The following is an 852-nucleotide window of genomic DNA, read 5'->3' as shown; positions in this document are numbered from 1 at the left end:
ATGTACTACCTGAGCCACCAAACAAATCTAAAACGATATCTTGTCTTTTAGAACTATTTTTTACTGGTATAGCAATAAGTGATAATGGCTTTTGCGTCGGATGATAATATGCGTTCACATCATCTTTGGGAACTCTCCAAATGGTTGCTGGTAAATCTTCTAGTAAGTCGTCTTGCCAAACCGTTGTCTGTTTCCTATCTCCGTACCACGTAGGTGCATGTCTGTCCTTATGTGCATAGAAAACTGGTTCATGTTGCCAACGATACTGACTCCAACCAAATGTTGCATTATTTTTAACCCAAATACACTGCGACCGAACTATAATTCCTGCGGCATTCATGCTATTTTCAAATTCTCGCTGATAAGAAGATCCATGAAAGACATAAATTGCCGAGTTGTCTTCCATTGCATTAGCATAGTTGTGGAATATAGATGTTAAAAATTGATCAAACTCTTCATCACTCATGTCATCATTCATAATTTTTTCTCGTCCAGATTCGTTTAATTCTTTATTATCAGATTTCACTGCTACATTATATGGTGGGTCAGTGACAACTAAATTCGCCTTTTTACCTTGTAGCAATCTTTCGACGTCGCTCGCTTTCGTAGCATCGCCACATAATAAATAATGCTTACCAAGCTTCCATAGTTGACCATATTTAGTTCTAGGATCAGAATGATTTTCTATAAATTCATTCACTTCGAATCCATCTTCTATTACAGGTTTTTCGGTATCTTCTTTATAATCAAACGCAGTAAGTAATTCTTCTACTTCTTCCGATTCAAAACCTGTTAAAACAATAGTTTCATTTTCTAATTCTTTCAACAAAACAGAAAGCTTTTCATCATCCC

At 35.9% G+C, this 852-nt stretch carries 1 protein-coding gene; it reads right to left on the bottom strand.

Annotated elements, in window-relative coordinates:
- The coding region (locus P3R27_RS14405; RefSeq protein WP_301390185.1) for a DNA-methyltransferase at nucleotides 1-852 on the bottom strand (852 nt) is incomplete at both ends.

This window comes from Enterococcus spodopteracolus (assembly GCF_030441955.1).
Classification (GTDB): domain Bacteria; phylum Bacillota; class Bacilli; order Lactobacillales; family Enterococcaceae; genus Enterococcus_B; species Enterococcus_B spodopteracolus.
Note: the sequence above shows the minus strand (reverse complement) of the source record. Positions and strands in the feature narration are given on the sequence as shown.